The organism is Methyloligella halotolerans (assembly GCF_001708935.1).
In the GTDB taxonomy this organism is placed as follows: domain Bacteria; phylum Pseudomonadota; class Alphaproteobacteria; order Rhizobiales; family Methyloligellaceae; genus Methyloligella; species Methyloligella halotolerans.
The window spans coordinates 112,888-135,579 of sequence record NZ_MASI01000005.1 but is presented as its reverse complement, the minus strand read 5'-3'; the positions used below and the strand labels follow the sequence as shown (position 1 = coordinate 135,579).

30 protein-coding genes are annotated in these 22,692 nt (G+C 62.8%); 12 read left to right on the top strand and 18 right to left on the bottom strand.

The features are described from left to right. The first annotated feature begins 312 nt into the window (after positions 1 to 312). The 3 genes from A7A08_RS10535 to A7A08_RS10525 all read left to right on the top strand — a co-directional run bounded on the left by A7A08_RS10535 (position 313) and on the right by A7A08_RS10525 (position 2,908). The gene (locus A7A08_RS10535) at positions 313 to 1,092 is read left to right on the top strand and encodes a TorF family putative porin (protein ID WP_069095443.1); all 780 of its coding nucleotides are present in this window, start codon (positions 313 to 315) and stop codon (positions 1,090 to 1,092) included. A 231-nt stretch (positions 1,093 to 1,323) separates the two neighbouring features. Further along, positions 1,324 to 2,028 carry a class I SAM-dependent methyltransferase gene (locus A7A08_RS10530; protein WP_069095442.1) on the top strand — a complete coding sequence of 235 codons (705 nt, stop codon included), beginning with the start codon at positions 1,324 to 1,326 and terminating at the stop codon, positions 2,026 to 2,028. Positions 2,029 to 2,218: 190 nt separating this feature from the next. After that, on the top strand, positions 2,219 to 2,908 hold the full coding sequence (locus tag A7A08_RS10525; RefSeq protein WP_069095441.1) for an outer membrane protein: 690 nt from the start codon (positions 2,219 to 2,221) through the stop codon (positions 2,906 to 2,908). 34 nt (positions 2,909 to 2,942) lie between these two features. On the opposite strand, the gene A7A08_RS10520 is transcribed toward A7A08_RS10525, so the two are convergent. The 3 genes from A7A08_RS10520 to A7A08_RS10510 all read right to left on the bottom strand — a co-directional run bounded on the left by A7A08_RS10520 (position 2,943) and on the right by A7A08_RS10510 (position 5,402). Further along, a complete protein-coding gene (locus tag A7A08_RS10520) occupies positions 2,943 to 3,626 on the bottom strand; it encodes a ribonuclease T2 family protein (protein ID WP_083226674.1) in 684 nt (227 codons plus the stop codon). Further along, positions 3,616 to 5,067: a M20/M25/M40 family metallo-hydrolase gene (locus tag A7A08_RS10515; RefSeq protein WP_083226673.1), complete on the bottom strand. Its 1,452-nt coding sequence runs from the start codon at positions 5,065 to 5,067 to the stop codon at positions 3,616 to 3,618. The genes A7A08_RS10520 and A7A08_RS10515 overlap by 11 nt, the downstream gene beginning before the upstream one ends. Before the next feature lie 119 nt (positions 5,068 to 5,186). Further along, a complete protein-coding gene (locus tag A7A08_RS10510) occupies positions 5,187 to 5,402 on the bottom strand; it encodes a cold-shock protein (RefSeq protein ID WP_069095440.1) in 216 nt (71 codons plus the stop codon). Positions 5,403 to 5,463: 61 nt separating this feature from the next. Here A7A08_RS10510 and A7A08_RS10505 point away from each other — a divergent pair, with 61 nt between their 5' ends. Further along, positions 5,464 to 5,673, top strand: coding sequence for a hypothetical protein (locus tag A7A08_RS10505; RefSeq protein WP_069095439.1), 210 nt, complete (start codon positions 5,464 to 5,466; stop codon positions 5,671 to 5,673). A 77-nt stretch (positions 5,674 to 5,750) separates the two neighbouring features. On the opposite strand, the gene A7A08_RS10500 is transcribed toward A7A08_RS10505, so the two are convergent. The 3 genes from A7A08_RS10500 to A7A08_RS10490 all read right to left on the bottom strand — a co-directional run bounded on the left by A7A08_RS10500 (position 5,751) and on the right by A7A08_RS10490 (position 7,560). Further along, complete coding sequence (locus A7A08_RS10500) at positions 5,751 to 6,089, bottom strand: hypothetical protein (RefSeq protein WP_141693950.1); 339 nt, start codon at positions 6,087 to 6,089, stop codon at positions 5,751 to 5,753. Between the two features lie 220 nt (positions 6,090 to 6,309). Continuing rightward, on the bottom strand, positions 6,310 to 6,900 hold the full coding sequence (locus tag A7A08_RS15635) for a septal ring lytic transglycosylase RlpA family protein (RefSeq protein WP_425349016.1): 591 nt from the start codon (positions 6,898 to 6,900) through the stop codon (positions 6,310 to 6,312). Between the two features lie 318 nt (positions 6,901 to 7,218). Next, a complete protein-coding gene (locus A7A08_RS10490; RefSeq protein ID WP_069095535.1) occupies positions 7,219 to 7,560 on the bottom strand; it encodes a hypothetical protein in 342 nt (113 codons plus the stop codon). A 244-nt stretch (positions 7,561 to 7,804) separates the two neighbouring features. Here A7A08_RS10490 and A7A08_RS16325 point away from each other — a divergent pair, with 244 nt between their 5' ends. Both A7A08_RS16325 and A7A08_RS10485 read left to right on the top strand, forming a co-directional pair. Continuing rightward, positions 7,805 to 7,960, top strand: coding sequence for a hypothetical protein (locus tag A7A08_RS16325; protein ID WP_169822993.1), 156 nt, complete (start codon positions 7,805 to 7,807; stop codon positions 7,958 to 7,960). Between the two features lie 110 nt (positions 7,961 to 8,070). Continuing rightward, complete coding sequence (locus A7A08_RS10485; RefSeq protein WP_069095437.1) at positions 8,071 to 9,309, top strand: lytic murein transglycosylase; 1,239 nt, start codon at positions 8,071 to 8,073, stop codon at positions 9,307 to 9,309. 46 nt (positions 9,310 to 9,355) lie between these two features. On the opposite strand, the gene A7A08_RS10480 is transcribed toward A7A08_RS10485, so the two are convergent. The 9 genes from A7A08_RS10480 to A7A08_RS10440 all read right to left on the bottom strand — a co-directional run bounded on the left by A7A08_RS10480 (position 9,356) and on the right by A7A08_RS10440 (position 16,643). Beyond that, on the bottom strand, positions 9,356 to 9,646 hold the full coding sequence (locus A7A08_RS10480; RefSeq protein WP_141693949.1) for a hypothetical protein: 291 nt from the start codon (positions 9,644 to 9,646) through the stop codon (positions 9,356 to 9,358). A 119-nt stretch (positions 9,647 to 9,765) separates the two neighbouring features. Then, positions 9,766 to 10,137, bottom strand: coding sequence for a hypothetical protein (locus A7A08_RS10475; protein WP_141693948.1), 372 nt, complete (start codon positions 10,135 to 10,137; stop codon positions 9,766 to 9,768). Positions 10,138 to 10,284: 147 nt separating this feature from the next. Further along, entirely contained in the window at positions 10,285 to 10,704 is a 420-nt protein-coding gene (locus tag A7A08_RS10470) for a nuclear transport factor 2 family protein (protein ID WP_141693947.1), read from the bottom strand. Next, a complete protein-coding gene (gene uvrB, locus A7A08_RS10465) occupies positions 10,689 to 13,238 on the bottom strand; it encodes an excinuclease ABC subunit UvrB (RefSeq protein WP_280948757.1) in 2,550 nt (849 codons plus the stop codon). The genes A7A08_RS10470 and uvrB overlap by 16 nt, the downstream gene beginning before the upstream one ends. 77 nt (positions 13,239 to 13,315) lie before the next feature. After that, positions 13,316 to 13,732: an MAPEG family protein gene (locus A7A08_RS10460; protein ID WP_069095433.1), complete on the bottom strand. Its 417-nt coding sequence runs from the start codon at positions 13,730 to 13,732 to the stop codon at positions 13,316 to 13,318. 23 nt (positions 13,733 to 13,755) lie between these two features. Then, positions 13,756 to 14,607, bottom strand: a complete 852-nt coding sequence (locus tag A7A08_RS10455) for a formate/nitrite transporter family protein (RefSeq protein ID WP_069095432.1) — start codon at positions 14,605 to 14,607, stop codon at positions 13,756 to 13,758. A gap of 345 nt (positions 14,608 to 14,952) precedes the next feature. After that, positions 14,953 to 15,366, bottom strand: a complete 414-nt coding sequence (locus A7A08_RS16550) for a hypothetical protein (protein WP_141693946.1) — start codon at positions 15,364 to 15,366, stop codon at positions 14,953 to 14,955. A 528-nt stretch (positions 15,367 to 15,894) separates the two neighbouring features. Next, positions 15,895 to 16,308, bottom strand: coding sequence for a DUF3775 domain-containing protein (locus A7A08_RS10445; protein WP_083226669.1), 414 nt, complete (start codon positions 16,306 to 16,308; stop codon positions 15,895 to 15,897). Between the two features lie 146 nt (positions 16,309 to 16,454). Next, positions 16,455 to 16,643: a hypothetical protein gene (locus tag A7A08_RS10440; RefSeq protein ID WP_069095430.1), complete on the bottom strand. Its 189-nt coding sequence runs from the start codon at positions 16,641 to 16,643 to the stop codon at positions 16,455 to 16,457. Positions 16,644 to 16,786: 143 nt separating this feature from the next. On the opposite strand from A7A08_RS10440, the gene A7A08_RS10435 reads away from it, so the two are divergent. Next, complete coding sequence (locus tag A7A08_RS10435) at positions 16,787 to 17,152, top strand: DMT family protein (RefSeq protein ID WP_069095429.1); 366 nt, start codon at positions 16,787 to 16,789, stop codon at positions 17,150 to 17,152. Positions 17,153 to 17,208: 56 nt separating this feature from the next. Here the strand turns inward: A7A08_RS10435 and A7A08_RS16315 are convergent, their stop codons facing one another. Continuing rightward, entirely contained in the window at positions 17,209 to 17,379 is a 171-nt protein-coding gene (locus A7A08_RS16315) for a hypothetical protein (RefSeq protein WP_169822992.1), read from the bottom strand. A gap of 109 nt (positions 17,380 to 17,488) precedes the next feature. Here A7A08_RS16315 and A7A08_RS10430 point away from each other — a divergent pair, with 109 nt between their 5' ends. Beyond that, positions 17,489 to 18,130 carry an SRPBCC family protein gene (locus tag A7A08_RS10430; RefSeq protein WP_169822991.1) on the top strand — a complete coding sequence of 214 codons (642 nt, stop codon included), beginning with the start codon at positions 17,489 to 17,491 and terminating at the stop codon, positions 18,128 to 18,130. A 25-nt stretch (positions 18,131 to 18,155) separates the two neighbouring features. On the opposite strand, the gene A7A08_RS10425 is transcribed toward A7A08_RS10430, so the two are convergent. Both A7A08_RS10425 and A7A08_RS10420 read right to left on the bottom strand, forming a co-directional pair. Continuing rightward, positions 18,156 to 18,797 carry a hypothetical protein gene (locus A7A08_RS10425; protein WP_069095427.1) on the bottom strand — a complete coding sequence of 214 codons (642 nt, stop codon included), beginning with the start codon at positions 18,795 to 18,797 and terminating at the stop codon, positions 18,156 to 18,158. Further along, a complete protein-coding gene (locus A7A08_RS10420) occupies positions 18,797 to 19,393 on the bottom strand; it encodes a hypothetical protein (protein ID WP_069095426.1) in 597 nt (198 codons plus the stop codon). Before A7A08_RS10420 ends, A7A08_RS10425 begins: the two co-directional genes overlap by 1 nt. 100 nt (positions 19,394 to 19,493) lie before the next feature. Here A7A08_RS10420 and A7A08_RS10415 point away from each other — a divergent pair, with 100 nt between their 5' ends. The 4 genes from A7A08_RS10415 to A7A08_RS10400 all read left to right on the top strand — a co-directional run bounded on the left by A7A08_RS10415 (position 19,494) and on the right by A7A08_RS10400 (position 22,691). Further along, a complete protein-coding gene (locus A7A08_RS10415) occupies positions 19,494 to 19,979 on the top strand; it encodes a YciE/YciF ferroxidase family protein (protein WP_069095425.1) in 486 nt (161 codons plus the stop codon). A gap of 237 nt (positions 19,980 to 20,216) precedes the next feature. Next, positions 20,217 to 21,419: a pyridoxal phosphate-dependent aminotransferase gene (locus tag A7A08_RS10410; RefSeq protein ID WP_069095424.1), complete on the top strand. Its 1,203-nt coding sequence runs from the start codon at positions 20,217 to 20,219 to the stop codon at positions 21,417 to 21,419. Positions 21,420 to 21,512: 93 nt separating this feature from the next. Then, on the top strand, positions 21,513 to 21,722 hold the full coding sequence (locus A7A08_RS10405) for a TOBE domain-containing protein (RefSeq protein ID WP_069095423.1): 210 nt from the start codon (positions 21,513 to 21,515) through the stop codon (positions 21,720 to 21,722). A gap of 30 nt (positions 21,723 to 21,752) precedes the next feature. Continuing rightward, entirely contained in the window at positions 21,753 to 22,691 is a 939-nt protein-coding gene (locus tag A7A08_RS10400) for an alpha/beta fold hydrolase (protein ID WP_069095422.1), read from the top strand. Position 22,692: the final 1 nt, after the last annotated feature.

Here is a 22,692-nt window from a genome sequence, read left to right as displayed (position 1 = left end):
CGGGTGAAGCGATTGCAGAGTCGAAAGGTTTCGCGTTTCGCCCCTTGTGTGGGCATTTGCTTGCTTAATGAGCAGTTAATCCGGTGCCGCCGCGGGATGCCGCGTAACCAAAAGCCTAAACCGTGTTCATCTGCAGGATAATCATTGCAAGATAGTCACACTCCCCCGTTTCTTTCGCAAAACCAATGCTTTTCCGTTGCCGGGTTAGGGCCGTTCAGTATTGTAACCGGGACACATGGAGTGCGGGGCTGTTCGCCGGCTCTCTCTCCGTCAAAAGGGTAATGCAGGGACTTAATGAACAGGAGAACTGATATGGCTCGGCGCAGCTATGCAGGGATTATCACTTCGGGCCTCGCCGCCGCAGGCGCAGTGGCCTTCGCCACTTCCGCTTCCGCAGGTGGCATCTACGAGCCTATGCCGGTCGTCGAGGCCGCTTCGCCCAGCCACGAGCTGGAACTTTCCGCAAATACTGCTCTGACCACTGACTATGTGTCCCGTGGCCTCACGCAGACCCAGGAAAATCCGGCCATCTCCGGCGGCTTCGATGCCAGCTACAACATCTTCTATGCAGGTGTGTGGGCCTCGAACGTCGACTTCGGCGGCGATGACAACATCGAGATCGACTATTACGGCGGTGTCGCGCCGACCTTCATGGGCGTCGACTTCGACTTCGGCGTTCTGGCCTATACCTATCCCGGCGGTGAGACCGATACCATCTGGGAAGGCGTGGTCGGCATGAGCAAGACGTTCATGGACGACAAGCTGGCTCTTGGTTGGTCGAACTACATCGAGATCGAGAATGGTGACTACTGGGTGCCCGAGCTGTCGGCCGCCTACACCTTCGACAAGGTCTCCATCTTCACCCCGACGCTTGGCGGTGTCATCGGCTTCGTCGACAACGACGGCCCCGGCGACTACACCTACTGGAACGTGGGCCTGAGCCTTGGCTTCTACAAAGAAGACATGTTCACCCTCGATCTGCGCTACTGGGATACCGATTACAGCGCCTCTGGTTGCCAGAGCCTGATGGGCGGTTCCGGAGCGGATTACTGCGACGAGCGGATCGTCGGCACGCTTTCGGCCTCCTTCTAAGACAGCCGAAAACGAACTATCCAAGTTTGAGGGGCGCCCCGCGGGGCGCCCCTTTTCTATTGGGAAGCCGCTCTCGTGTGAAAAGCTCGAGCGGGTCGAGCTACCGTGGGTCTCGGCAAGAGCGGCGGGCAGATCGTGGGAGCGTGGCGATCCGGATCTCTGCGAGCACGCCCGCTCGTCGATGTGACGTCTTCAGTTTGCCGAAGCCGGAAATCCCGGCATAGAAGGGCGATGACCGAGCAACCTCAGACTCAGCAGCCTGATTCCTCCCGGCCCAGCGAGCAGGAGATCGAGGCGGCGCATGCGATCTACACGCCACGAAATCTGAAGCTCTACGATTTCATCGTGCACGGGCTTTCGAATCGCTTTGCCTGGCGCTGTCCGACGCGGGCGCTGGACGACCACTATCGGGCGAATCTCTCCTCCGATCATCTGGAGGCAGGGGTTGGGACCGGCTTCTTCCTGGAGAGGGCGCGACGGCCGGCATTCGATCGCCTCACCTTGCTCGATATCAACGACAGCTGCCTCGCCGAGGCGCGGCGGCGGCTGGGGCGCTACAGTCCCGAGATCCTGCAGGCCAGCCTGTTCGAGCCCGTGCCGGTGACGGGACCGTATGGCAGCGTCGGATTGACGTACGTGCTGCATTGCCTCCCGGGAACGATGGGGGAGAAGCTCGCCGTCGTCGACAATCTCGCCCCGGCGATGGACGCGGATACGGTGCTGTTCGGCGCCACGATCCTGGGCGAATCGATCGAGCCGAACCTGCCCGCCCGGGTCCTGCTCTCCGCCTATAACAAGAAGGGCGTGTTCCATAACCGTCAGGATGATTTCGCCTCCCTGGCCGAGGGGCTTCATCGGCGCTTCGGTGAGGTGCGGGTCTGGCAGAAGGGCTGTGTCGCGCTCTTCCGGGCCCAAGGATACGCCGCCGTCCGATAGGGGCTGCAACGCCGCCCGTATCACTCTGAACGCACTGCTAACCCGTTCTTAACGCTAAGAAAAGATGACCCCCGCCGCCCTTAACCTTTCGTAAGGGATGACCATTACGCTCGCGCGTATCGGATGGAAATGGGGGCCTGCCGAGCGCTCGCGAAAGCGCCGAGGCGCCGTGTCTGAGGGAGTTTTTAGTATGGGTACGAGATGGAACAGGGCCGCCTGCGCGGCGGCCGTATTTGCAGTCTTCGCGTCCGCCGCTGCCACGCAGGCGAATGCCCAGGCGTATGGCGATCCTTACGGCGGGTCGGCGTACGATCCGGGGCCGAGCTATGGCGGTGCGATGTTCCAAGGCTGGTGGATGGGCGCCACAGTGGGCGGCCGCAGCCTCGACACGTCAACGACCGCCACTGACGACTTCTCGGGAAGCGATTTCACGGGCGGTATCGCGGGCGGCTACAACGTCCAGAATGGCCAGATCGTCTATGGTGCAGAAGCGGATCTTCTGCTTGGCGACGTGTCGGCCAGCAAGAATATCGGCGGCGGGCCGTATACCGCGCGTTCGAGCATCGGTTCGACCGGCGACTTCAAGCTGAAGGCCGGCGTGACGGTGATCCCGCAGCTGCTGATCTTCGGTACGGCCGGCATCTCGGTGGCGGATTCGGAAGTGAAGATCAAGGGGCCGATCACCAAGTCCGATAGCGGCGCCGATTTCGGCTGGAATGTCGGCGGCGGCGCAGAGGTGGCGTTGACCCAGGATTGGAGCTTCCGCTTCGACTACCAGTACACCGATTTCGGATCCGAGACGGTGTCCTATCGGGGCAGCAACGTGAAGTTCGACAACAGCACGAACACCTATCGCGGCTCGATCTCGTATCACTTCTAGAGTGAAGGCCGGCCGGGAAGCCGCATTCGAGCGGCTATCCCGGATCGGCCGGCACGTCGATGCGGGAGAGCGGGCAGAGCCGCTGCTGATCCTGGTTGGCGCCGCAAGCGCGCGGCGTGAGGTCCTTGGCGAAGCAGATCTGGACCTCATAGAAATCGCCGGACCGGCAAACCACGGAGATCATCGGCGCGGTGAGCCAACGATTGGCCGCCAGGAAGGCGGCTTCGATCTTGCGCGGCGAGGACAGGATATCCCCTTGCGGGTCGTCCAAGGCCGTCGGGATCTCCACCTTTTCGTAGAGCGACTTGGCGGCGCCGAAGAAGGCTTTCGGATCAAGGCCCGAGCAGGTTCCGTGCACGCGGTACTCGTGGATCGCAAGGCCCTGGCTCGGCATGACGCCTTCCATATCGTCCAGAACGTCGCGCGGGATCCACGGCCGTTCGCCTTCATAGCAATCGGATGGCCAGCCCCGGCTGTATTGTGGCCAAAGCCCGTGCAGGATGAAGCCGTTGGACAGGTTCCCGTCGCATTGTTCGTCGCCGCGGCGGCGGCCCTCGTGGTCGCAGAAGGTGGGCGCCCAGCTTAGGACCAAGGCGTAGTAGTCGAACTCGCCCGGCGTGCCCCGTTCGTGGTGACGGTCAGCGCGGGCAGGGGACGCAAGGTTGACGACCCCGGCCAGCAGCAGCGCTGCGGCGCAGACGGCGACCCTACGCATCATCCGACATTCCGGCGAAGGCGCTCAAGATCCGCGCCCAGCTCCGCGTGCCCTTCACGAAGCTCTTCAGATTGTACTTCTCGTTCGGCGCGTGGATGCGGTCGTCCGGCAGGGCAAAGCCGATCAGGAGTGCATCCATGCCCAGCGCGTTGCGGAAGGATTCCACGATCGGGATGGACGCACCGCAGCCGAGGCGGACCGGTGCGATGTCCCATTCGTCCTGCAGCGCCTGAGCAGCCGCCTGGAAAGGTGCGCTCGACATATCGAAGCCAACGGCCGGAGCGCCTCCCTCGCCATTGAAGTGAGCGCGGGCATCGCGGGGCAGGCGCTGGTCGATGAACTGGTGAAAGCCGGTGATAACCTGCTGCGGATCCTGACCGGGAACCAGACGGAAAGAGATCTTCGCCGAGGCCTGGCTCGGGATCACGGTCTTGGTTCCGACGCCGGTATAGCCGCCATGGATGCCATTGATCTCGACGGTCGGCCGCGCCCATAGCTGCTCGAGGAGGCTGTAGCCGTCCTCGCCGGCGGGCTCCACGAGACCGATCTCGGCAAGGAAGCCGGCCTCGTCGAAACCGAGAGATTGCCATTCGTCGCGCTGTTCCTGGGAGGGTTCGCTGACCCCATCGTAGAAGCCGGGAATGGCAATTCGGCCGTTCGGGGCGCGAAGCTCACCGAGCATGCCGCAGAGCACCTCTATGGGATTGCGGACGGGGCCGCCGTAAAGGCCCGAGTGCAGATCGCGGGCAGGGCCGGTGATCGTCACCTCGGAGAAGGCGAGACCGCGCAGGAAGGCGGTGACGGCAGGCGTGCCGCCATCCCATTGGTTCGTATCGCAGACGAGCGCGATATCGGCCTTGAGTTCATCGCCCGCCTCGGCCAGGAACGGACCGAGGGATGGGCTGGCGGATTCTTCCTCGCCCTCGAGGAGCACGGTGACTGCGACGGGCAGGCTTCCGGACGTCTCGATATACGCCCGGCACGCCTCGATGAAGGTCATCACCTGGCCTTTGTCGTCGGAGGCGCCGCGGGCGGTGATCACCTCGTCATGAACCGGATGCTCTGCGAGCCGCGGTTCGAATGGCGGCGTGTCCCATTCCTCGAGCGGGTCGGCCGGCTGCACGTCATAATGACCGTAAAAGAGGACGTGGGGTTTGGGCTCCCCGTCCGTCGGCCGCCAGTGGGCGAGGACCATCGGTTTGCCCTCGGTCGGGCGCACGGAGGCCTCGAAGCCTATGTCGCGCAGCTGGGCCGCGGACCATTCGGCGGCCTCAAGGCAGTGATGGTGATAGGCCGGGTCTGTCGAGATGCTCTCGATCCTGAGAAACTCGAACAGCCGGTCGCGGGCGGCCTGTTCCGTTTCGTCCAGGCGGCGAAGCGCCGCCTGGAGATCGCGGTCGCGGTTTAGATCGGCGGAATCATGCTGGTCGGTTGGGGCGGTCACGAGGGCTCCGATGGAAACAGAAAAAGACCGGGCGCGCCAGGAGCTCCCGACACGCTATAGTGCCTTCCACGCGAAAAGACGGCGCCCCAGGAGGCGCCGTCGCGGCAATGGAGGCGGAGTTACTCGCCGAGCTGAACGTTGATCGCCTGGGGACCTTTGCCCCGACGATCCGGTTCCGTCTCGAAGGTCACCCGGGCGCCTTCGTCGAGCGCGGGCAGTCCGGAACGCTGCAGTGCGGAGATGTGCAGGAACACATCCTTCCCACCGTCGTCCGGCGTAATGAATCCGAAGCCACGAGAGTGATTGAAGAACTTTACGGTCCCGTTCTGGCGCATTTGGGACGCTCCTTTTCCCTTCCAGATCGCCTGGCATGAGGCGACTCGCATCACATCAGGCATGTCTGGAAACAGAAAAGACCGCGCTGCGCTGCTCGATACGGAGCTGCTCTTCGTGTCGATCCGGGTTCGCATCCAGCCCGAAAAGCCCGAAGAGTGTATGAGTGGGTTTGCCGAAAGCGCAAGCCTCATGATGCGGCAGATCGATGACAGGATCGGCGTCCGAAGCCCGCAGAAGGTGGCGCTCAGCAACGTCATTCCGGGTCGCTGAGACTTGAATAGGTGCCGGTGCAGCGCTCCTCGGCGCGCCGGTCCCGAGGAGGAGAGCCTCGCGCAGACCGAGGCCCGCTAGCGCGGCGCCCGATTGCAGATGGTGACGGAGCTGGTGCAATTCACCAGGGGCTTGTCCGTACGGCAAACCGTCGAGATGAAGGCTGTCTCCGGCACCGCTCCGAGATCTGCAGCGCGCACGAGGGACAGAGACTCCCTCAGCTTCTGTTGCGCGCGCCGCTCCACCCGGTCGGGACCGATGCCGCGCGCGCTCTCGCTTTCATTGGTGCAGACCGGCGGAGAGGCGGGCTCCGCCGCGTGGAGCTGATCCAATCCCATAACGAGGACGGCGCCCAGCATCACGAGCAGAAGCAGCAGCGCGCGCGGTGTCATGCGCCAAAAGTGTCGGATCGGCATCTCGGGCACCTCTTGAACTCGTCGATTTCGGAAAACCAGTTGGATTTCGGAAAACCAGTTGGTGATTACCGCAATGCAGACCGGCGCGGTGCTGTTCCAATCGAAGAGGTCGCAGCGAAGGTGGGTGGAGAGGCCGGCGTTAGCCTCGAGCTGCCAACAAAAAAGGCGCCGGCCGCGGCCGACGCCTTCAACGTCACTTTGCAGGACGTCTTTGCTTTCGCTAATTGCGGGCGACGGTCCGGCGCGAGGCCTTGTCGTCTTTCTTTCCACCGAACAGGCCGCCGGCGAAGATGCCGTACTGGCCCTTGTCGGAGGCTTCGATCACGGTGCCGCGGCGGTTGGAGCTCTTGCTTGAGGCTTCAGCGGCATCCTTGGTGCGGTGAGAGGATTTCGCGACGCTGGCCATGCGACCGCCGATCTTCGGCTTGGAGGCCGTTTGGGTGGCCGCCTTGCTGACGGACCGGCCGGAGGTGCTGATCCGGACCTGGGCGGTTCCGGAGCCGATCATGCCGAGATTGGCTGCGGCGGCCTTGGAGACGTCGATGACGCGCCCGCCGACGAAGGGGCCGCGATCGTTGATGCGCACGACCACGGAGCGGCCATTGCTGAGGTTCTCAACGAGAACCTTGGTGCCGAAAGGCAGGGACCGGTGCGCAGCGGTCATCGCGTTGGGATTCATCATCTCACCGCTCGCAGTGCGCGAGTGGAGCGCATACCAGGATGCGTGGCCGACCTGGTCGGCATGTGCGAGGGCGAAGGGCGCAACAACGAAGGCCCCTGCGAGCCCGAAGAGGGTCAGGAAGGCGCGCATTTTTGACATGCGTGGAGCTCCTTTAAATGTCGGGATTTATTGACGAAAAACTATTGAACCCGTTGTGCACCGATGTGCAAACGAGGCTGTAACCTAAGGAAAAACAAGGCAGAAAGGCGACTGCCTAAAGGTCACACAAGGGCCATTTAGGGATTGCGGAACCCTGTCGCGGGGCGCTGCGTTTGGGCGCGCCGCCACGGTTTCGCCAAGTGGGGAAGAGGGAGAAGTAGAGCAGGTTTGATGGAGCGATCGGCGGAATTAAGCCATTCGCGTCAACGACTTAGAAAGGATGTTCGCCGGGGCTTCGCGACGCCGATCTTAGCGAAAATTGCGGAGATTGTATGCGCCGCATGCGCCCTTCAGCCGGTTGTCGTTGCCAAACCGCTGACACAGACGGACCTTGGTGAGGGCATCATTGTGAACTTGGGCGTCGGTAACCTTCTCGCCATAGGAGCGCGCGACGCGTGCAATCTCCTGTTCGCTGCAATAGGGCGTGACGATCGGGCCGTTCTGGGTCTGCATATAAATGCCCTGGCAGCGGATCTTCGCCTCGGCTGGCGCGAGGGAGAGAAGCGTCACGCCGGCAGCGATCGCGAGGCCGAGAGAGGCGGCCGCACCGCGGCCAGCAGGATTTGAACTCCGGTCGATCCGCTTTGTCATCAGCAAGGCCTCCGTGGGGCAGCACGATGTCTTCAGCGCCGCAAGATTGAGCAAAAAATACATAGATGAAATTGTGTGCGAATGCATTTTTTTTGTTGGACATGGACGCCCAATCATTGCCCATATCGAACAATATCCTAAGCTTAGGATGACAGGCCCACGACAGAACAACGGGCCAGGATGACAGAATGACGAAGAAGAAAATGAGGCCCAGGAAGCGAACCGGGAGACCCCCGCCCCCTCAGTGAGTCTGAAGGAGCTGTCTGAGCGCGGGTATGGCGAGAAGTGCCGTGCGGGCAAGTCGTACGAGTACGACACCTTGCGCGGACGCAAGCGCGGCAAGGAAGCCGACACCGCCGACCGGATCTGGTTCGACGATCTGCCGCCGCATACCGACTAGGATTCGGGCGGCAGACAAGCCTCGATCGAGACGGCGCTGGCCCCTTCGCGGCGGGCTTTTCATCCTTGTTGATGCTTGACTAGGCGTGGCGCGCTGGCAAAGTGGCGCCCATGCGCGCAACCCCCAAAAACCCGATCAAAGGGACGATCGCGGCGATGGCCGCCGTCGCTCTTTTCACGCTCGCCTCCGGCGAAGCCGTTGCAGCCTCTTGTCAAAGCCCGAGCCCGGCGCAATTCCCGGCTTGGCTGCAAGACTTCAAGCAGGATGCCTCGGCTGAAGGCATATCGCGGCAGACCATCGAGGCGGCGCTTGCCGGGGTGCGCTACGACCAGTCGATCGTCAACAAGGACCGCGCGCAGCACGTGTTCGCGCAGGATTTCCTGCAGTTCTCGAATCGCATGGTGGCGAATTACCGGCTGCAGCACGGCGCGAACAATCTGAAGAAATACGCCCAGACATTCGACCGGATCGAGCAGGAGTTCGGCGTTCCGGGCCCGGTGATCGTCGCCTTCTGGGGACTGGAGACGGATTTCGGCGCAAATACCGGCAACGGTCCCACCATCCAGTCGCTCGCCACCCTCGCATTCGATTGCCGCCGTTCGGCTGAATTCCGGGAGCAGCTGATGGATGCTCTGCGGATCATAGACCGCGGCGATCTCACACCCCGGCAGATGCGCGGCCCGTGGGCCGGCGAATTGGGGCAGGTGCAATTCCTGCCGAGCGTTTATGAGGAATTCGGCGTCGATTACGACGGGGACGGACGGCGCGATCTCATCAACAGCACGCCGGATTCGCTCGCGTCCGCCGGCAACTACATCAAGTCGCTCGGTTGGCGGCGCGGCGAGCCGTGGCTGGAAGAGGTGCGCGTGCCGGAAAAGATGCCGTGGGAACTTGCCGACGTCCACATTAAGAAGCCGCGCGCGCTCTGGGCCAAGTTCGGCGTCACTCAGCGTGACGGCAGCGCGCTTCCCAACGACAATCTTCCCGCCGCGCTGGTTCTGCCCATGGGCCGGAACGGACCGGCCTTCCTGGCCTATCCGAATTTCGACGTCTATCTGGAGTGGAACCAGTCGCTGACCTACTCGCTCACGGCCGCATATTTCGCGACGCGCCTAGCGGGCGCTCCGCCGCTGTCGCGGGGACGTGCGCCCGTTCAGTCATTGAGTCTGGATCAGACCAAGGAGCTGCAGTCGCTGCTGGTGCAGCGTGGCTACGATGTCGGCAAGATCGACGGGATCATCGGTGAGAACACCCGCCAAGCGGTCACGGATGTGGAGCTGAAGCTCGGACTGCCGGCGGACGGTTATCCTACGCCGGACCTGCTGGCGCGGCTGCGCCAGGGCGGCTAGCCGTCCCGCCACGGCGGGACGGTTTGCGCATCCGGTGCGGAACCGCTTACCAGCTGGACGGACCGATCATCGGGTTGCCGCCGAAGAAGGCGCTGCTGGGCGGCTCGAACCGCATGCCAGGATACACCTTGTTGTTCAGGGTCAGCGGCTGATCGATCACGTAGCGGCGGGCAATGCGGCTGCTCCGGCGCGGCGAATTGAAGACGACCACTTCCTCTCCGTTCGCCGCTTGGCGTTCCTTGTTCCGGAACAGCCCTGCGGAGGCTGGCGTGGCGGTGACCGCGATCAGCGCGGCTGCCATAGCGAAGGTCGTTGCTGCTAATATTCGTTTGGTCATGAAAATCTCCCTGCCTCTATAACGCCAGACTAGTTGGTTTGATCCCTGGCCGATACGTTGTTTTGGCCAAAGCTACCCGAGACAGTTGAAGATTCAGTTTCAGAACCTCTCGGCTTTTTCTACGACGTCCCCTGACGATCACCACCAGGCGGGACGCCGAAATAGGGGTCGTAGAAGGGGTCTCCGTACGGTCCATAGCGCCAATTCCAATAGGCACGCCGGTCGAAGAACGGATCGTCGAACCGGTCGTCCTGACGTTCGTCGAAGGCTTCCCGGCGGCTTTCCTGCTCGGCGAAGTCTTCCTGACGGCGCTGTCGCTGGATCTGTCTTTGCGCGCGGCGCTGCGCCTTACGCTCCTGGCGCAGAAGGCGCTCCTGCTGCTTGGTCTGGGCCTCGGGGCCGTTCGCCGCAAACGCAGGGGTGACGGTCGGCGGTCCCGCGACGATGACGCCGAAAGCGATGGCGCCGGCAATTATCAATCTCGACTTCATGGCTTCCATCCTTCCGGAACGCGAGTGGCATTCCGAAAAAGTCTCGTCCCGCTGCCCGCCCTTCATTGAATATGTGGGGTGGACGCGGGGGTACAAGCCACGGGAAGCCGTCGCGCAGCGGCTTGAAAGCGCAAGTATCGCCCGATGTCAGGCTTCGCTATGAATGAGCTGCAGGAAGCGATTGACCTGGGCGATGTCGTGATATTCGACAAGGTGGGTAGGCCAGCCTTCCTCGAGCTTCCAGAACATGCCGATGACCGTTTCCAAGGTTCGGCCGGTCCGGCGATGCCAATAGCGAATGGGCACGTAGGCGGCCGCCCGGTCCGGCGCTGAGAGAAGGCCGCCGGTGTCGAAGCGGATGATTTCGAAGGCGTCGGCGATCAGGCGGAGGCGGTCGACCGCGGCAGACTTTCCCTGGAGAAGGCCGCCCTGGGGCAGCAAAGCTTTCGGCACAACGATGTCGTGGTGGAAGTCTTCGGGGAGATAACTCGCCAAGAGATCGAGGTCCTGGCGGCGCCAGGCGCCGTGTATCTCACCCAGCACCATTCTCGTCATGCTGTTCGGCATCGCTTTCCCCCGAATCGTCGCGTCCCATCTAAGGAGTAGCGCATGATTCGCGACTTTTCGAGCGCGTGCAAAGTTCGCGCATCGAGGGAAGTAAGGTCAGTGGGATTGGGCCGGGCGGCGAGGCCCTCAGCGGCGCTTGCCCTTGGTGGCGCGGGTGCGGGCATGCCGGCCTTGGAGGGGCGGCGCTTGGGCTTCTCAGCGAGGGGGATCTCCCGGTTATGGGGTCCCATCTCGTCGAGGCTCGGCTTGTGGGGCCGATTCAGCGCGGCCGGGGTCTTGCCCTCCCGCACGGCTCTTTCCAACTGATCCTGGCGCGCCAGCGGATCGTTGGCGATGGCGAGGGACATATCCTTCAGCCGCTTCAGCTCGTCGCGCAGTCGGGCGGCCTCCTCGAATTCGAGATCGGCAGCGGCCGCATGCATCCGCTTCTCGATATCCGCAATGGTCGATTCCAGATTGTGGCCGAGAAGCGCCTGGTCGTCCTCGGCGAACCCGAGACCCGCATCGACCATGACGTGGTCGCGCTCGTACACGGAGGCGAGGATATCGCCGATATTCTTCTTCACGCTTTCCGGAGTGATGCCGTGCTCCTCGTTGTAGGCGAGCTGCTTCTCGCGGCGGCGCTCGGTCTCGGCGATGGCGCGCTCCATGGAGCCGGTCATGCCATCGGCATAGAGGATGACCTTGCCGTCGACGTTGCGGGCCGCGCGGCCGATGGTCTGGACCAGAGACGTTTCGGAGCGAAGGAAGCCTTCCTTGTCCGCGTCGAGAATGCCCACCAGGGCGCATTCCGGAATGTCGAGGCCTTCGCGCAGGAGGTTGATGCCGACCAGCACGTCGAAAGCGCCGAGGCGCAGATCGCGGATGATCTCGATGCGCTCGAGGGTCTCCACGTCCGAATGCATATACCGGACCTTGATGCCCTGCTCGTGCATGTACTCGGTCAGATCCTCAGCCATGCGCTTGGTGAGTGTGGTGACGAGAACGCGCTGGCCCCGCGCGATCACCTGACGGGTCTCGTCGATGAGATCGTCGACCTGGGTCGAGGCAGGGCGGATCTCGACGGGCGGATCGATCAGGCCGGTCGGGCGAATGACCTGCTCGGTGAACACGCCGCCGGTCTGCTCCATCTCCCAAGAGCCCGGAGTCGCCGAGACGTAAACGGTCTGGGGCCGCATGGCGTCCCACTCCTCGAAGCGGAGGGGGCGGTTGTCCATGCAGGAGGGTAGACGGAAGCCGTATTCGGCCAAGGTCGATTTGCGCCGGTAGTCGCCGCGGAACATGCCGCCGATCTGGGGAATGGTGACATGGCTCTCGTCGACGAAGACAAGGGCGTTGTCCGGCAGGTACTCGAAAAGGGTCGGTGGCGGCTCGCCGGGCGCGCGGCCGGTGAGATAGCGCGAATAATTCTCCACGCCGGCGCAGGCGCCGGTCGCCTCGATCATCTCCAGATCGAAGGTGGTGCGCTGCTCAAGGCGCTGGGCTTCCAGCAAGCGGCCCGCGGCATTGAGCTCGTCGAGGCGCAGCTTCAGCTCCTGCTTGATGCCCTTCACGGCCTGTTTGAGGGTCGGCTTGGGCGTGACGTAGTGGGAGTTCGCATAGACTTTCACCATGGCGAACTGGTCGGTCTTGGCGCCGGTCAGGGGATCGAACTCGGTGATGGATTCGATCTCGTCGCCGAAGAGGGAGATGCGCCAGGCACTGTCGTCCAGATGGGCCGGCCAAAGCTCGATGGTGTCGCCGCGCACGCGGAACGAGCCGCGCACGAAATTCACGTCGCTTCGCCGGTACTGCAGGCTGACCAGATCGGCCATGAGCTGGCGCTGCTCGATGCGCTCGCCCCGCTTCAGGCTGAGGGTCATGGCCGTATAGGTCTCGACCGAGCCGATGCCGTAGATGCAGGAGACGGAAGCGACGAGGATGACGTCGTCGCGCTCGAGCAGGGAGCGGGTGGCCGCGTGGCGCATCCGGTCGATCTGCTCGTTGATGGACGAATCCTTCTCGATATAAGTGTCGGTGCGCGGGACGTAGGCTTCCGGCTGGTAGTAGTCGTAATAGGAGACGAAATACTCGACCGCGTTGTCGGGAAAGAAGCTCTTGAACTCGCCGTAGAGCTGAGCAGCGAGCGTCTTGTTCGGGGCCAGGACGAGGGCAGGGCGCTGGGTCTCCTCGATCACCTTGGCCATGGTGAAGGTCTTGCCGGAGCCGGTGACACCGAGCAGCACCTGGTCGCGCTCGGCCGCGTTGACCTGGGAGACGAGCTCGGCGATGGCCGTGGGCTGGTCCCCCCTCGGCGTCATCTCGGATTTCAGCTCAATCGGAACGCCGCCTTCGGACTTTTCAGGCCGGGGCGGGCGATGGGGCATGAAGGTCGGCATGCTGCCCGAAGCGAGGGGGTGATCCTGCATCAGGGGCTGGGCAGCGTCGGAGAACCCGAAGGTGCGATTGGCATCTACGGCGAGGCCGGCATCCTCGCCGGTGACGGCACGGGGCTCTGCGCGGGATCCGAAGGTTCGGGCGGTACGGGGTGGCATGGAGCGAATATGAGCCTCAGCCGAGGCTTTGCCTAGAGGGGTGCGGCGCTATCCGCCCGAGGCGGATCGTTCGAAGGTCAGGCGTAGAGCAGCACGATCAGCGCCATCCAGACGATGGCGAGAATCTGAATGCCGAACAGGCTGCCGCGGATCCGCACGACGCTCTCCGTCTGCTCGAAGGACAGATGCAGGCTCGACTGGGCGATACGGAATACAAGAACCACAATGGCGAGGCCGCTGATCCACGGTCCGGTGACGCCGGCCACGGCGGCTGTGAGGGCCACAGCGGCATAGAGCGGCAGATTCTCCACGCAGTTCAGATGGGCGCGCATGGCCCGCTGGTGATAGGCCGGCCCTTCAGCCACGCCGCCCGGGAAGTCGGAGAACTTCTCCCCATTCATGACGCGCTTAGCGCGGGCTGTCGCCACGCCGGCAAGCAAGACGGCGATGGTCCAAAACACATAGAGAATGAGGACGTAGAGGGGCGTGGTCATGGTGGATGCGGGTTCCTCGCGGCCTAGCGCTCATCTAACTCTTCGCGGACCTGGGCGTAGGACAGAACGGCGAAGAGGATCGTGCCGCCGGCCACATTGCCGAGGAGGGTCGGAATGAAGAAGACGAAGACGATGCGGAGCAGGCTCTCGTGGCCGGTCAGGAACATATAGAAGGCTTCGACCGAGCCGGCGATGACGTGGGTGAAGCCGCCGAGGGCGATGAGATAGGTGATCAGCGCAATCACGAAGATCTCCGTGCCTTCGGCTGAAGGCAGCATCCAGACAAGCGCCGCGATGAGCCAGCCGGACACGATGCCTTTGACGAACATCTCGCCGGCAGAGTTCTCCATGAGATGCTCCGAGATCTTCACGACGGCCTTCACGATGTCCGGCGTGAGCGCCCCGGAATAAGCCAGGAACAGCGCGACGAAGAGGCAGCCCACCAGATTGGCGGCCAGCACGATGCCCCAGAGGCGGAGGAGCACCCCAACCCACATGAGGCGTCGCCGGGAGATGACCGGCAGGACGGCCGTCAGGGTGTTCTCGGTGAAGAGCTGCTGGCGGGACAGGATGACGATCAGGAAGCCGACCGAATAGCCCATATCGGCGATGATATCGGCGCCGGGCCGGTCGCCCATGAAGGCGGCGAGCATCGCTTGCGACAGGACGGAGAAGCCGATGGATATGCCGGCCGCGAGACCGGACCACCACAAGGCGGTCCAGGAGCGGGCCAGCTCGCCCTCGCCTTCGGTACGGATAATCTCGTAGACCACCGCAGCACGGAGGCGCCGACGTTTCTGGACCGAGCGCGCCTCTTCGCGGCTCAAGCCTTCCTGCTGCTTCGGGCCTTCGTCGTTGCTTACGGGTTTTACCATCTTGTCTCGCTGCCTGCGCTTGCCGTAGCGGGCCCTAACGAATGAAGAGGGCCATGGTTCACATGGAAATCCGGGGCTCCGCCCGTGGTGCGCGAATAAGCGGGCGATCTTAGACGGATTCGGGTCCCAAGCCGCAAGGAAACCGTTTGGCGCCTATGCTGCCGGTAACATCGCGGGCGTCTCTACTCAACGTGTGGGATGGGAATTTCGATAATTTGGAGGAAAACCAAGAGTTCGTTCGAATCTGAGCGATGTTCTTGCGAGGAATCCGTAACTTCTGAGCTATAATAGCGTTGTTAACTGCTGGACGGGCGAGGAAACGGAGCAGGAGACCATGGCCAAACCTCAGACGGCCAAGCAAGGCACTCGTTCTAAAGCCGCCTCCAAGGAGAAGAGCACGGCGAACGCCAAGGCGCAGCCGAAACCGAGCACATTGTCGCGGAGCTCTGCCAAAGCCAAACCGACCGGTGCGTCCAAGGCGGGGAAAGCGGCAAGCGTGAAGAAGCCGGCGGCGAAAGCGGCCAAGGCGACGGCGCCCGCGACCAAGAAGCCGGCGTCGACCAAGAAGGCAACCACGCCAAAGAGGCCGGCTGCGAAGGCGGCGGTCAAAGCCAAGCCGGCAGCCAAAACGAAGCCGGCAGCCAAAACGAAGCCGGCAGCCAAAACGAAGCCGGCAGCCAAGACAGCGGCTTCTGGTAAAGCGGCGGCTGCAAAGCGGACGCCCGCCAAAAAGGCAGCGTCCACGTCAGCTTCATCCAAGAAAACGGCGCCATCCAAGACGGCCGCTTCAAAGAAAGCCGCTCTCAAGAAGACTGCGCCGAAGAAGGCCGCAGCCAAGACGGCGAGATCGCCCGTGAAGAAAAGCGGGCCGGTGAAAGCGGCCAAGACCGCGGCGAAAAAGACCCGGACCGCTAAGCCGGCTGCAAAGGGCGCGAAGCCCAGCGCCGAAGCGCCCAGCAAGGCTACGAAGGGCCCCAACCAAACGCGGGCGGCCAAGCCAGATGCGAAGCGCCGGACGGGTAGCGGTAGGACGGCTCCGGTGAAGGCGCCGCCCAAAACACCTGAAACCAATCCTTCGAAGCCGGCCTGGGCGACATTCGGCAGCAGCGGCGGCTACGATCGCGCCCCAGCCGCACCGATAACCCGTATCGTAGGGTCATCGACCCCGGCCCCCGGATCGCTGTCGCCGCCACGGCAAGAGAGCGGGGATGCGGCGGGAGACGCCGTGCGCGGCAAGGACGGGGATGCCTGGCGGAACGAGTGACGCCTAGACTTTGCGAGTGACGCCTAAACCTTCTCGGTGCCGTCGACGAGGCCGCCCAGGTCGAGCTGGCTGAGGGCTTCGAGCCAGTGGTCGGCGACGTGGGGGTGGTCGAGCAGATAATCGACGGTTGAGGATTCGCGGCGTTCCCGGGCCTGATCGACCAGATCGGACCATTCCGAAGGCTCGCCATCGCCGCGGCCGAGCCACATAAGCGCGATCAGCTCCGCCTGCTCCAGCTCGTTCAACCCCTCGATCTCCTCCACGATCTCTTCTCGGCGAAGATCTTCCGCATCGTCTTGAAATTCGTCGGGCGGCGTCTCGTCGTCGGTGGGGTTCGAGCCGACGTCGTCGACTTCATTTGCCTCTTCCACCATGATCGCACGGACCTTGAGGACGAGCGCTTTGACGTAATCGGGATCAATGGAAATTTCGGCCATGACGGAGCTTCCTAGCGGCGTTCCTGCTGCGAGATTTGGTTTTCGTGCGCTCGATTTTGCTCGTCACAACGCAGGGGCAACCAGGCCGTTCCAATCTCGCCGATCGGGTCGGGATCCAGACTCGTTATCCGTCGTAGGCGCGCCGGTCAGACGCCACGGAAAACGTTGCCCGCCAGCAGAATGAGATAGGCGAGCAGCAAGGTTTCAAACCGGTATTCGGCGATGAAGGGGATGTGGAACGGGGTGTAGGTCTCCAGAAGAACCAGGATGACCAACACGACCGAGATCAAAAAGATCGGATAGGTGGGTGGTGAAAGCCAGTAGCCGCGCGCCATGGATGTGCCCCTTTTGTTTTGCCGGTTCGAGCCTAATGGGCCGAATATGGGAAGGCGAGCCGATTGTGCGGCTCGGCCCACCATTCCCCACCGGCTCCTCGCGATCGTCGCGCGTGCAAAATCAACATGAAGGTTCGAATGACATGGCGTTCGCTTCCGCCCCTGCAGGTCTCTTCGCCTATATTCTGCCGATCCTGCTGCTGTTCTGCTCCAACATATTCATGACCTTCGCCTGGTACGGCCATTTGAAGTTCAAGGCCGTGCCTCTGGCGCTGGTCATCCTGGTGAGCTGGGGGATCGCCCTGGTCGAGTATTGCTTCGCGGTGCCGGCCAACCGGCTCGGCAGTGCGGTCTACTCGCCGGCGGAACTCAAGAGCATCCAGGAGGTGATCACGCTCATCGTGTTCGCGGGCTTCACCGCCTTCTACTTTCAGGAGCCTCTGAGCGTGATGCAGATTGTCGGGTTCGTGTTGATCGCGGCGGGAGCGGCCTTCGTGTTCCAGGGGTGACCGCTTTTCCGGGCGGAAGGCCCCAGCCGGTGCGAAGCCGGCCGAGGCCCAAGGCTTTACATCCCGGCCAGCAAATTGCCGAGCGCGAGGATGACGTAGGCGGCGATGGCCACCCAGAATGCGTTCGCCGTGATAAACGGAATGACGACGAAGAGGCCGACGACCGCGAGGATCGCAAGGATGAGCGAAATAAAGAAGATGATTTGCGTCGGTGCGCTAAGATGCATGTTGCCCTCCCTTAGTTGACGGTCGGAGGGTAATAGGTTTGTGTGAAATTTCGAAGCGGCGATCTCGCGTATAGGTTCAGGCCATTGCGGATCGTCAACCGCGGGGCTATTGGGGGAGGCTGGTGTGCGGCCGTTATTACGATTGGTGCTGGGGGTGGTGGCGCTTTTCGCAATTCTCGCCGCCGTCGCGGTAACCCTCCCGCAACAGGTCCACGTTGCGCGGAGCGTTGTCATCAACGCGCCAGAGGGCGCGATTTTTCCTTATCTGAACGATCTGCATAAAACGGCGGTCTGGCTGCCGTGGGCGCAACGCGACCGCGATCTTAGTGTCGGTTATTCCGGCGCGGAGAAGGGGGAGGGCGCGCATGTGGAATGGTATAGCGAAGAACCTTCCATCGGCGCCGGCAGCATGGATATCACCAAGAGCGAGGCGCCCCAGCGGGTCGACTACAATGTCGATTACGGGGGGCTGGAAGGCACGAGCTACCTGCTCGTCACGCCCTCAGGCTCGGGTAGCAAGGTCACCTGGGGCTTCGGCTACGAGCCGGGAAACAATCTCTTCAAGCGCTGGAAAGGGCTGATGCTCGACCGGCTGGTCGGCACGGATTATCAGGCCGGGCTGGCGGCGCTGAAACATATCGTGGAGCGAGAACGCGCGCCGGAAGATTCGGTGACGCCGACGCCGGCTGCTCCGCCGCCGGCAGCGCCGGCCGAAGCCGCGCCAGCGGAACAGGACGTCCCAAAGCAATAGGGCCGGATGGAGCGACTCGCCGTTGCTAGAGCTTCTGCTCTGACGGGGTGCCGTGTGCCTTGTCGTTCTTCACGGATTCGATGACAAGCCGGAAGGCGCCTGCGACGACGCCGTTGAGCGCCTTGCAGTCCGCATCGAGCGGCGCGGCCTGACCGAGCTTGGTCTTGTCCAACGTGGCATCGTCGGTGCCGGCAGCCGCCTCGCGAGCGGTGACCCGGTAGACATAAGAGAGCCCGTCCGGCGTCACCACGGTGATGCGATCGCCGACGGAGACGGTCTCGGGCTGCAGAAGCCGATTCGGGTCAGGCTGGAGATGGGGATCCTGCGCCGGGTCCAGCGCGGCGTGGCGGGTCTGGCTCCGGTCATCGTCCACCGTATCGCCGGCCTTGTCCGACAGGGCCGAGATGGCGGTTTCATCCGCGGCGGCATCTTCCAGGACCGCGCTCATACCGAGGCGGCGAATGGAACTGGCCGCCGGACTCTGGCCCGGGGCATGATCGAAATAGGAGAGCTGGTCGAAGCGGACGGGCTCTGAAACCGGTGCTCCCTCATGGAGGGCACCCTGAGTTCCAATCAACGCAAAACCGAAAAGTGCGGCGCAGCCGCCGGCGAGGCCGAGCCCTGCCAAAGCCGAGCCGAATTTGAAGAAGCTTTGCGTGGATTGCATCAATTGCTCCTCATTTCGTCGTCGATATCCGCATCTTGCACGAGAGAGACGGCGCGAAGATGGCGGCGCCATAAGAGGCGTGTGGCGATGCCAAGAGTCGAAAGAAGTATCACGATGAGAGCGAGCTGTCTTGATTCAACGCTGTTGGCGGCAGCGGCCTTCGGTTTGGTGTCCTTTGCCGTTGGCTGCAGGGCCCGCGCCTCGGAAATAGCTGCCCCGCTCTCGCCGACCAGAAGCTGCTCCACCTCGACCCGATGAGGTTGGGTCGCCGGTGCGATTTGCGGCTCCGATGCCTGGATTGCGACCGGGAAAAAGGCCGGAACGGCGACGATCACGGCAGCAGCAGCGGCTTGGATTATCGATTGGTTTTTCAACATTTTGCTTGGCCCCCAAAGCTCAAGTCGAACGGAAATCAACACAGCATTTGGGCGATGGGTGAGCAGGAATTTGACCGTCAGGCGGCGGCGGAGGTGATCGCCGAAGAAGCTTGAGAACTCGTCTCCGGAATCGATGCAAATCTCCGAAAGACTGCCGCGAGTTCTAACGGTGGTGGGGCGGGCGGGACTCGTGCATCCGAGCGTTGCGAGGCGGAACAAGGGGCACAGGCCAGCCGTTACGGTGGGGTGAAAACGGGGGACCGGGCGGCCCCCATCAAGAGCAACCGCCCACCCCAAAAAACGAGGAGAGGAAAGCCCCATGAAAACGCTTCATGACCTGTTCATGCATCAGCTCAAGGACGTGTACTACGCCGAGAAGCAGATTCTGAAAGCTCTGCCGGAGATGGCTAAGAAGGCCGATTCCGATAAGCTGCGGAAGGCTTTCGAGGATCATCTGGAGGAGACCAAGGGCCAGAAAGATCGTCTGGAAGAAGTCTTCAAGCTTCTGGATACGAAGCCTTCGGGCGAGACCTGCCCTGCGATCGACGGCATCATCAAGGAACACAAGGAGGTCGCTTCGGAAATCGAAGATGCCGACGCTCTCGATGCCGCGATGATCGCCAACGCCCAGGCCGTCGAGCATTACGAGATCACGCGCTACGGCACGCTGATCGCCTGGGCCGATCAGCTCGGGCTGCCTTCCGAGGTGGGGAGCCTCCTGAAGCAGACCCTGGACCAGGAATACAACGCTGACTCCAGCCTGAGCCAGCTGGCGGAGAGCAAGCTGAATAAAGAAGCGGCTTAAAAACCGCTTCGTTCGGCCCATATGCGACGCGCGGACATGGCTTTGTCCGCGCCGTTGGTTTATCTAAACGCCGTCAACGTTCTTTAGAGACAAGCTGGTTATCTCCGTCCGTCGATCCGCTGCTGGCGGATCGCGCGTCCTCGTTCAGAATATTTCGGCCGGCATCTCGGAACGCCAGAACTTGTGGCTTTAGATAGGGGCCGGGCAGGGGCTGAGCTCTGCCGGGCATGTGGTCTGATGGAATTACTCGCCGACGCTCTTGCACGGGTCAAACCCTCGCCGACCATGGCGATCACGGCCAAGGCTCGCGAGCTCAAGGCAGCGGGTGAAGACGTCATCGGTCTCGGCGCTGGCGAACCGGATTTCGATACGCCCGAAAACGTGAAGCGCGCGGCCATCGAAGCCATCAACAAGGGCGAGACGAAATACACCGCCGTCGACGGCATCCCCGAACTGAAGAAGGCGATCGCTGCGAAGTTCGAGCGCGACAACGGGCTGAGCTACGCAACCGACGAGATCACCGTGGCGTCGGGCGGCAAGCAGGTGCTCTACAACGCGCTGATCGCCACTCTCAACGCGGGAGACGAGGTGATCATCCCGGCGCCCTACTGGGTGAGCTATCCGGATATCGTGATGCTGGCCGGGGCGACCCCGGTGATCGTCGAGACCGAGCTTGAGAACAAATTCAAGCTGACGCCGGAGGCTCTGGAGAAGGCGATCACACCGAAGACGCGGTGGATCATCTTCAACTCGCCGTCCAATCCGACGGGTGCTGCCTACAGCAAGGACGACATCAAGGCGCTGACCGACGTCATCCTCAAGCACCCGGACGTCTGGGTTCTGTCGGACGATATCTACGAGCATCTCGTCTATGACGATTTCGAGTTCTTCACGCCGGCCCAGGTCGAGCCGAAGCTGAAGGATCGCACCCTGACCATGAACGGGGTATCGAAAGCCTACTCCATGACGGGATGGCGCATCGGCTTCGGCGGCGGTCCGAAGAGCTTGATCAAGGCCATGGCCACGCTCCAGTCTCAGTCGACGTCAAACCCCTGCTCGATCAGCCAGTGGGCTGCGGTCGAGGCTTTGAACGGACCGCAGGACTTCCTGAAGGACTGGGTCCGCTCGTTCCGGGAGCGGCGGGACCTTGTGGTCTCCATGCTGAACCAGTGCGCCGGACTCGAATGCCCCACGCCGGAGGGCGCATTTTACGTTTATCCATCCTGCGCAGGCGTGATCGGAAAGACGACCGAGGGCGGCAAGCTCATCGAGACCGACGAGGATTTCGTGAGCGCGCTCCTGGAAGAGCAGGGCGTCGCCGTGGTGCACGGCGCGGCGTTCGGACTTTCGCCGTTTTTCCGCATTTCCTATGCGACAGGTAAGGACGATCTCGAGGAGGCCTGCCGCCGCATTCAGCGATTTTGCGCTAACCTGCGCTAGACTTTGCGAAGCGGGCCGCGGCGCTCAAGGCGCCCAATGGGGCGTCCGATGCGCAACCCGTGCCGATTACATTTTTGAAGAGAGGCTCGTTCAATGAAACTCACAACTCCCAATCAGATCGCTGGCAAGGTCATGGAAATCCGCAAAGGCGCGGTGACGGCCATCGTCTATGTGGAGATCGCGGGCGAGCTCAATGTCGAGACCAGCGTCACCGTGGCATCGCTGGAGAAGCTCGGCCTCTATGAAGGCAAGGATGTCGTCCTGATCATCAATCCCGGCGACATCATCATCGGCTGCGAATAGCGCCGCCGAGACAAGACTCAGGGGCTCCCCATGGACCAGATCCCAGCCGGCCCCTCCAGCGAAGCGAAAAGCCTGACGCTAGGTGACGGGCGGCGGATGGGGTATGCCGAGTTCGGCGATCCGGACGGTCTGCCCGTGCTCGCTCTGCACGGCACGCCGGGCTCCCGGCTCACCTTCACGGTCACCGACGATGCGGCGCGGGCGCGGACCCTGCGCATCATCGCGCCGGACCGACCCGGGTACGGGATCTCGGATTTCAAGCGCTTCGAGAACGTCATGGATTGGGTGCCCGATCTGCGGGCGCTCGCCGATGCGCTCGAGCTGAAGGGCTTCGCCGTCATGGGAGTCTCCGGCGGTGGGCCCTATGCGGTGGCGGCGGCGGCCGGCATGCGCAAGCGCACGGCTTTCCTCGCCTTGGTGAGCCCCGTTGGGCCGATCGCTGCGATGGGCGGTGGCCTTCGCTTGAACGCTGCACATCGGCGGATTTTCCACGAGCTACCGGGGCGTCCCAGGATCTCCGCCGCGGTCTTCTGGTCCATGCGGAGCATGCTGCGGCTGGCGCCCAACCTGGCGTATCGGGGGCTGATGCGCCGGGCGGCCCCCAAGGACCGTCCGATCCTCGAACAGACGGACACGAGAACGAGCCTGCTCAGTGGACATCAGGAAGGGCTGCGCCGGGACGTGCGCGGCGCAGCGCAGGACGTCCGTCTTTTCGGCGCGCCCTGGGCGCTGGATTTCGAGAGCGTGATCGCGCCTGCAGTCTTGTGGCAGGGACTCGAGGACAGAAACGTACCGCCGACGGCGGCGGAGTATCTGGCCGATCAGCTTCCCAATTGCCGGCTCGATGTGATGCCCAGCGCCGGTCATTACTGGATCTTCGATCATATCGAAGAGGTGCTGGACGCCGTCGAGGCCTCGGTGAAGGCGGGCGCCGGGGTTGCGGAAGCGGGCGTGGATGACGACGTTTGAG

Bases quoted from the DNA above. Each gene is read 5' to 3' on its own strand.
- A7A08_RS10535 (WP_069095443.1), top strand. From the start codon at position 313: ATGGCTCGGCGCAGCTATGCAGGGATTATCACTTCGGGCCTCGCCGCC.
- A7A08_RS10530 (WP_069095442.1), top strand. From the start codon at position 1,324: ATGACCGAGCAACCTCAGACTCAGCAGCCTGATTCCTCCCGGCCCAGC.
- A7A08_RS10525 (WP_069095441.1), top strand. From the start codon at position 2,219: ATGGGTACGAGATGGAACAGGGCCGCCTGCGCGGCGGCCGTATTTGCA.
- A7A08_RS10520 (WP_083226674.1), bottom strand. From the start codon at position 3,626: ATGATGCGTAGGGTCGCCGTCTGCGCCGCAGCGCTGCTGCTGGCCGGG.
- A7A08_RS10510 (WP_069095440.1), bottom strand. From the start codon at position 5,402: ATGCGCCAGAACGGGACCGTAAAGTTCTTCAATCACTCTCGTGGCTTC.
- A7A08_RS10505 (WP_069095439.1), top strand. From the start codon at position 5,464: ATGTCTGGAAACAGAAAAGACCGCGCTGCGCTGCTCGATACGGAGCTG.
- A7A08_RS10500 (WP_141693950.1), bottom strand. From the start codon at position 6,089: ATGCCGATCCGACACTTTTGGCGCATGACACCGCGCGCGCTGCTGCTT.
- A7A08_RS15635 (WP_425349016.1), bottom strand. From the start codon at position 6,900: ATGCGCGCCTTCCTGACCCTCTTCGGGCTCGCAGGGGCCTTCGTTGTT.
- A7A08_RS10490 (WP_069095535.1), bottom strand. From the start codon at position 7,560: ATGACAAAGCGGATCGACCGGAGTTCAAATCCTGCTGGCCGCGGTGCG.
- A7A08_RS10485 (WP_069095437.1), top strand. From the start codon at position 8,071: ATGCGCGCAACCCCCAAAAACCCGATCAAAGGGACGATCGCGGCGATG.
- A7A08_RS10480 (WP_141693949.1), bottom strand. From the start codon at position 9,646: ATGACCAAACGAATATTAGCAGCAACGACCTTCGCTATGGCAGCCGCG.
- A7A08_RS10475 (WP_141693948.1), bottom strand. From the start codon at position 10,137: ATGAAGTCGAGATTGATAATTGCCGGCGCCATCGCTTTCGGCGTCATC.
- A7A08_RS10470 (WP_141693947.1), bottom strand. From the start codon at position 10,704: ATGCCGAACAGCATGACGAGAATGGTGCTGGGTGAGATACACGGCGCC.
- uvrB (WP_280948757.1), bottom strand. From the start codon at position 13,238: ATGCCACCCCGTACCGCCCGAACCTTCGGATCCCGCGCAGAGCCCCGT.
- A7A08_RS10460 (WP_069095433.1), bottom strand. From the start codon at position 13,732: ATGACCACGCCCCTCTACGTCCTCATTCTCTATGTGTTTTGGACCATC.
- A7A08_RS10455 (WP_069095432.1), bottom strand. From the start codon at position 14,607: ATGGTAAAACCCGTAAGCAACGACGAAGGCCCGAAGCAGCAGGAAGGC.
- A7A08_RS10445 (WP_083226669.1), bottom strand. From the start codon at position 16,308: ATGGCCGAAATTTCCATTGATCCCGATTACGTCAAAGCGCTCGTCCTC.
- A7A08_RS10440 (WP_069095430.1), bottom strand. From the start codon at position 16,643: ATGGCGCGCGGCTACTGGCTTTCACCACCCACCTATCCGATCTTTTTG.
- A7A08_RS10435 (WP_069095429.1), top strand. From the start codon at position 16,787: ATGGCGTTCGCTTCCGCCCCTGCAGGTCTCTTCGCCTATATTCTGCCG.
- A7A08_RS16315 (WP_169822992.1), bottom strand. From the start codon at position 17,379: ATGCATCTTAGCGCACCGACGCAAATCATCTTCTTTATTTCGCTCATC.
- A7A08_RS10425 (WP_069095427.1), bottom strand. From the start codon at position 18,797: ATGCAATCCACGCAAAGCTTCTTCAAATTCGGCTCGGCTTTGGCAGGG.
- A7A08_RS10415 (WP_069095425.1), top strand. From the start codon at position 19,494: ATGAAAACGCTTCATGACCTGTTCATGCATCAGCTCAAGGACGTGTAC.
- A7A08_RS10410 (WP_069095424.1), top strand. From the start codon at position 20,217: ATGGAATTACTCGCCGACGCTCTTGCACGGGTCAAACCCTCGCCGACC.
- A7A08_RS10405 (WP_069095423.1), top strand. From the start codon at position 21,513: ATGAAACTCACAACTCCCAATCAGATCGCTGGCAAGGTCATGGAAATC.
- A7A08_RS10400 (WP_069095422.1), top strand. From the start codon at position 21,753: ATGGACCAGATCCCAGCCGGCCCCTCCAGCGAAGCGAAAAGCCTGACG.